The organism is Microcystis sp. CS-574 (assembly GCF_028329095.1).
Taxonomy (GTDB): Bacteria; Cyanobacteriota; Cyanobacteriia; order Cyanobacteriales; family Microcystaceae; genus Microcystis; species Microcystis ichthyoblabe_A.
In genome coordinates this window covers 1-5,897 of record NZ_JAQMSY010000069.1, presented here as the reverse complement: position 1 = coordinate 5,897, position 5,897 = coordinate 1, and the positions used below count along the sequence as shown (strand labels likewise).

At 43.6% G+C, this 5,897-nt stretch carries 7 protein-coding genes; 4 read left to right on the top strand and 3 right to left on the bottom strand.

The annotated features are described in order from the left end of the window. From PN470_RS04515 to PN470_RS04500, 3 genes are all read right to left on the bottom strand, one after another. The coding region (locus tag PN470_RS04515; protein ID WP_272103840.1) for an RNA-guided endonuclease InsQ/TnpB family protein at positions 1 to 369 on the bottom strand (369 nt) is incomplete at its 3' end. Between the two features lie 397 nt (positions 370 to 766). Continuing rightward, positions 767 to 1,438, bottom strand: a complete 672-nt coding sequence (locus PN470_RS04505) for a PEP-CTERM sorting domain-containing protein (protein WP_272103837.1) — start codon at positions 1,436 to 1,438, stop codon at positions 767 to 769. Positions 1,439 to 1,891: 453 nt separating this feature from the next. After that, positions 1,892 to 2,524, bottom strand: coding sequence for an HAD-IB family phosphatase (locus PN470_RS04500; protein WP_272103836.1), 633 nt, complete (start codon positions 2,522 to 2,524; stop codon positions 1,892 to 1,894). A gap of 86 nt (positions 2,525 to 2,610) precedes the next feature. On the opposite strand from PN470_RS04500, the gene PN470_RS04495 reads away from it, so the two are divergent. From PN470_RS04495 to PN470_RS04480, 4 genes are all read left to right on the top strand, one after another. Next, the gene (locus tag PN470_RS04495; RefSeq protein WP_002755251.1) at positions 2,611 to 3,429 is read left to right on the top strand and encodes a carbon-nitrogen hydrolase family protein; all 819 of its coding nucleotides are present in this window, start codon (positions 2,611 to 2,613) and stop codon (positions 3,427 to 3,429) included. Positions 3,430 to 4,096: 667 nt separating this feature from the next. After that, a complete protein-coding gene (locus PN470_RS04490; RefSeq protein WP_002779196.1) occupies positions 4,097 to 4,717 on the top strand; it encodes a hypothetical protein in 621 nt (206 codons plus the stop codon). A gap of 268 nt (positions 4,718 to 4,985) precedes the next feature. Then, positions 4,986 to 5,447, top strand: coding sequence for a hypothetical protein (locus PN470_RS04485; protein WP_272103834.1), 462 nt, complete (start codon positions 4,986 to 4,988; stop codon positions 5,445 to 5,447). An 18-nt stretch (positions 5,448 to 5,465) separates the two neighbouring features. Next, positions 5,466 to 5,672 (top strand): hypothetical protein, encoded by a 207-nt coding sequence (locus PN470_RS04480; protein ID WP_002779193.1) that lies wholly within the window; start codon positions 5,466 to 5,468, stop codon positions 5,670 to 5,672. Positions 5,673 to 5,897: the final 225 nt, after the last annotated feature.

Sequence of the window (5,897 nt, the reverse complement as noted above, 5' to 3'; positions counted from 1 at the left end):
TTGTTTGTCTTTAAATTTAAAAGCAGATTTGGTAAATTCGGCACTTCCTCCTTGATGTTTTTTCTTAAAGTTAGGATACTTAGTACGACCAGCAAAGAAATTAGTGAAAGCTGTTTGTAGGTGTCTTAACCCTTGTTGTAAGGGTACACAGCTTACTTCGTTTAGAAAGTTTAATTCTTCTTGCTTTTTCCACTCGGTTAGCATTGAAGACGTTTCAGCATATCCTACTCTTTCTTGTCTTTCGTACCAAGCTTGTGTTCGTTCGTGGAGAGCTTTATTGTAAACCAATCTTACACAGCCCAAAGTGCGCCGCAATAGCGACTCTTGTTCGGGTGTGGGGTAAAATCGAAACGAATAGGCTTTTTCCATACCTCACATTTTAGCATATATTTCGTAAACGATGCTCATATTTAACAGTAAAGCCGTCGTAGAACGACGGGGTTTCAGACCCAAATTTTCGATGAGACTCATACCAGTGTAGTTCAGCTTTGCGGATTTCTCCATTAGGAAATTGAACTAAGCCGACTCCTTTTAGCTTTCGCCATCGACGACCCCCAAACTGCGCTTTTAGCCTTCTGAGTTCACGAATAGAGAGGTTGACGGCGATAATCTCTATTTCGGTTAGTTCTCCAATCAACTCAAAGCCATTACCCATGTCATCATTCTAACAAAGATTAATAAAAATCTAGAATGCCCAAAAAAAAGCGATCGCACTTTATCAATATAGCGCGATCGCTGCCAATTTAAGGCTAGATTGACCAGTTTTTTATTTTAATTTGCGCTTCAAGACTGAACCAGCACCCAAAGCACCAATGGCGAGTAAACCCAAGACTGAAGAAGGTTCGGGGACTTTTTGACCTGTTAGGTAAAAAGCATGGTGTTGTCCATTATTAGACCAGTTGTTGAAAGTCCCGCCGGAGGATTGTTGACCTGTTGAACCAACACCTGGAGTTGTTGTACCCCAATAAATCTCGTCCCGGTCAAAGTTGCTGGAAAGGTGTAAACCTAGCCAGTATGTTGTATTTGCCGATAAATCGAGAGGAGTCTGAAGATCGAACGAATAAGCATATTCGTTGAGACCAAAAGCTTGTTTGCCAGTTGCCGTCTTCACCACGTTAGCCCCTGCGCCTTGAGCAAAGGGGGTACCGGCCGGCTGACCGCCTGCATTTGCGAATACAAAGTAGTCGAGGGTTCCATCCCATGCACCTAGAGCCTCAAGGGTCCAGAAATGAACATCTGTTAGCCTTGTCCCAATATCCTGACTAAGAATAAAATCCTCTGTCTGTACCCATCCCGTCATTTCATTTCCATTCTGTTGATCTGGACCACCCCCATCAAAAATTATAGATGCTGACGCTGTTCCCATGGTTGCAAGAGCAATAGATGTTGCTCCAGCACTAACTATCGATAACTTTTTAAGCACAGTCGAAGTTTTCATGTTCGGAAATTTTCCTCAAAACAAATAAACAAACAAATGTTCTGACTGCCCTTTAAAGGAGAAAATCTCAAATTAAGCGACATTGGCAAGGGAGAAAAATTGGTTTTTTCAAAATTGCCAATCACTAAATTTTAAGTTAGTTCCTCAATGACAAGACAGAGCAACAACGGGATTTTACCCCCCCCCGATTTTGTCAAGTGTAAACCAACACAAATTTACAAAAATTTATAATTATTGTTACCCTTGAGAGTAGGGTAGTAAATCTCAATTTGGTCGAAATATCTATATTACAGGGCGCACGCAGTTCGATAAACTCACTGACCACAGTGCGCTCCTGCCATTGGCGCAATAATATTATTGTAGGGGGGAATTGCATTCGCCCTCTTTGATCCCCCCTTAATCCAAGGAGGGTATCTGACAATTTTTAACCCCTACCTAATTAACAGCCAATCCCTAATCTCTCAATAACAGATATTCACGAATCTCAAAAAAGTTATCCCAAGGAATATAGGGTTGATTTTCCGCTTGCAGATAATCGATTAAACGATCCCTAGCAAAAACTAGATCGGCCCTTCTAGCCATGGTAATATCGGTAACAGAATCACCGATCGCAATAGTTTCTACTCCCGAATATTTGTCCATAATCAAGGCTTTAGCCACTAATTCCGTCTCATTTTCCCAATCGGAATGAACTTGCAAATATTCCCCTTGAGTATGAAGATTGACCCCATAAATTGCCGTCACCTTATCTAATAGTCCCTCCCGTTTTAAGACCGTTTCAATCATGCCTTGGATACCACCGGAGATAATAATAAAAGGGATGGATTGCTCCTGTAAAAAAGCGAGAAATTCAGCTAATCCGGGGCGAATTGGCTTGCTTTCGGCATAGGCGAGAATATCGGCGTATTTTTGGCTCGGTATCGACTCTAGCAGTTGACGGACACCCCGGCGCAGAGTCAGAGTACGGGCGTACATTTGGGGCATAATTTGGGCCGATAAATCGGGGGCGAATTCTTTGAGCATACCCGCAAAAGTTTCCACGGCGGTGATAGTGCCATCAAAGTCACAGAAAACAATTTTACTCATGGGGTGACAAAATATCTGAAATTGGATATAATCGAAGGTTATGATTAATTTTACAGAGATTATCCGACTCTAGAGCTTCAACCCCCATGAAATCCTATCTCGCCGCCGCCATTCAAATGACCAGTCAGCCGGATTTAGAGAAAAATCTCGCTGCCGCTGAAGAATTGATCGAACTTGCCGTGGGTAAAGGGGCGGAATTAATCGGTTTACCAGAAAATTTCGCTTTTATGGGGGCAGAAAGCGATAAAATCGCCCAGTCCGAGACTATTGCTCTCAAAGCCGATAAATTCCTCCGCACCATGGCCCAACGGTTTCAAGTGACCATTTTAGGGGGTGGTTTTCCCGTGCCGGTGACGGGTATTCCCGATAAGGCTTATAATACGGCTATTTTAGTTGATGGCAACGGTGCGGAATTAGCCCGTTATCAAAAAGTCCATCTCTTTGATGTCAATGTCCCGGATGGTAACACCTATCAGGAATCGAGTACAGTCATGGCAGGGATCGATTTACCGCCAATTTATGGCTCCGATAGCTTGGGCAAAATTGGCCTCTCGATTTGCTATGATGTGCGTTTTCCTGAACTCTATCGCTATTTATCGCAGCAAGGAGCCGATGTTTTATTTGTACCTGCGGCGTTTACAGCTTTTACAGGGAAAGATCATTGGAAAGTTTTGTTACAAGCGCGAGCGATCGAGAATACTTGTTATATAATAGCTCCTGCTCAAACGGGCAATAATTACGAACGCCGTCACACCCACGGTCACGCTATGATTATCGATCCTTGGGGTGTGGTTTTAGCCGACGCGGGGGAAGAAGTGGGGGTGGCAATTGCCGAAATTAATCCCCAACGTCTGCAACAGGTGCGACGACAAATGCCGTCCCTGCAGCATCGTGTTTTTGTTTAAAATTCGATTCGACAATTTTGTCGATAAAAACGCCTAATTTTGGTATTTAACTCGGTAACCTAATTAGTTAAGCTAAAAGCTTTGATGTACTGAGTTTCTAACCTTCTTTGCCAGATTCTCAGGGTAAGCTCATCTAATAAGGATGTAGTCGATTTATGCCACCCGATCAAACCATACCAAGTAACGAAGAACTAGGTAAAAATATCCGTAAACTTTATTAACAATCTTCCTTGAAAATCTCTTGACTATCGCACCCCGAATCAGGGATCATAAGTAGTCATGCAAAATAAATTTCCTAGTGAAGACAGGCAAGAGGCAATAGGCAAGAGGCAAAAGCTTTATCGAAATGTGTAATTAATTTTGCTTAGGTACTTATAAAGATGTAGCGTTTCTCGTCAAGGTGAATTGTAAGTTAAACCTTGCCGAAGTAAGAATTCTCAGTTGCGAAAACATACCTCATATATCCGAGAAACGCTGTAGAGCAGACAGGGATGCAATTCAGACTTGAATTGGCGAAATTCAAGTCTTGACTCTATTTATTGTCACCTTCAGTCCAAAAATACTCTGATGGTTGGACAAATATGCTCTCTGGACTTGTTCTAACAAGATTCCGGGCTAAATGAAAAATAATCCCATTTAGCTTCTCTAGACCGTTAAGGAGAAACCGATGTCATCTTATACCACAGAATCAGAAAAAATTGATTTTCCGAAAACCCTAGATATAGCCACCGTTTGCGTCTATGGGCTAGGAATCCTCTCGGCGGGCCTATTTTTATTTCTGCCCTTCGTCAACCTGCTGCATCCGAGTCCGTGGCAGCGATGGCTAGGCACAATTCACGGTTTTGGTTCCCTATTAGCCCTAGTCGTGATTGTTTACGCTGGTCATCTCGCTTTTCCCCTGCTCAGAGGTTCTGGCAAAATTTTGCGGCAAATGCGAACCCTCACCTTCTGGTCCACCGTCCTCGCTTTTTTGGCGATCGCCACTGGCAATTTAGCCTATATGCGCTATCGGGCCGGTTTAGAATTTGGCGGTGCGCGGGCATGGCTAAAGGAAAATTCGCCCCTCGGTCAATACGTCCTCATGGAATACCACGAATTCAGCGTCCTTTTTATCCTACCCCTAGGCGTGGCCTGCACTTGGATTCTCTGGAAATACGGCGACTCAATCCTAGACAAAGCTAATCGACCGGTGTTAACGGTCACTTGCATTGCCCTGATGGCGATGATGTTTTTTGCCATGGGTGGACTCGTTAGCGGCCTCGGTGTTGCCAAAATTCACGCCCTGTAAACCATTATTTAGCTACTTTACCTCAAAAGTGAACAAAATTAAACTTTTGCTCGTTTTAGCTACGGTTTTCGGGTTATCTATCGCCGCTCCCGCCCTAGGGGGTGTAAACTTAGCCCCGATGGTACGGATACGAGGGCGGCCAGCATTAGCAACCAAAGTCAAATCGTCGGTCGTTTCCCTACTGCTGGTAATACGGTTGGAGACTTTTAGCGGTGGGACTTTTCGGTTTTAGACACTTACGAACTCTGAAAAAATAGGAACAAATCTGATGACTCAACGTTACGTCGATAGTCCTTGGTATGGAAAAATCTGGGCTTTTTTAAAACAATTTCCCCAAGGTTTAGCCGAAGGTGCCAAACGTTCCCCTGCCACTTCTGGCCCGGCAGCGGCGGCGATTATTAGTGCTGGTATTGGCTGTTTTTTAATGATGGTTGCTCACCATTTTTCCGATGCAGACCATTCAAAAACCGTAGAAACTTTCCTTTGGAATTTGGGCAGTTGGATACCTGGCAGTAAAAATCCTAGCAAAATGTGGGGCAATATCGGCAGTTATACCGGCAAAGAAACGATGTTATTAATTGGCTGGTTGATCAGTTGGCCGATACTGCATTATCTTTGGAAAGATCGCCAGATAAAAGCTAAGACCATTCTCTTTTGGTTTTTTGCCCTCATGATTGCCGCCACGGCCATGTCATGGCATCCACTATTTCCCTATTTACCTTTAACTTAAAGCCTAGGAGGTGACAAAATGAACGCTCAAGTTAGAAAGGTTTCCTCGCGTAAAATGCACGATATCGTCTGGATATTAGTGGGACTTTTTGGTTTATTTGCTATTACTTTTCCCCTAGCTATGTGGCGAGTGAGCAATATGGAAAAGTTTCAAGGTTCTCATGTGAAATCTTTGGTCGTAGAAGGAGAAAACGCTCCCCAATCTTCACAGCTTAAAACTAAATAAATCTCAGTTTTGGATAATCTGAGTTTTGGATAAGTCGAAACCCTGAGACTCAATCCGAATCTAAAACTCTGATTAACAGACAAAACTCTCCAAACTGTGAACAATTGCTAAGTAGGTAGGCGTTAAAAGTTGTCAGATGCCCCCCTTATTAAGGGGGGATTAAGGGGGGATCGGCACCCCCCTTATTAAGGGGGGCAGGGGGGATCGGCACCCCCCTTATCAAGG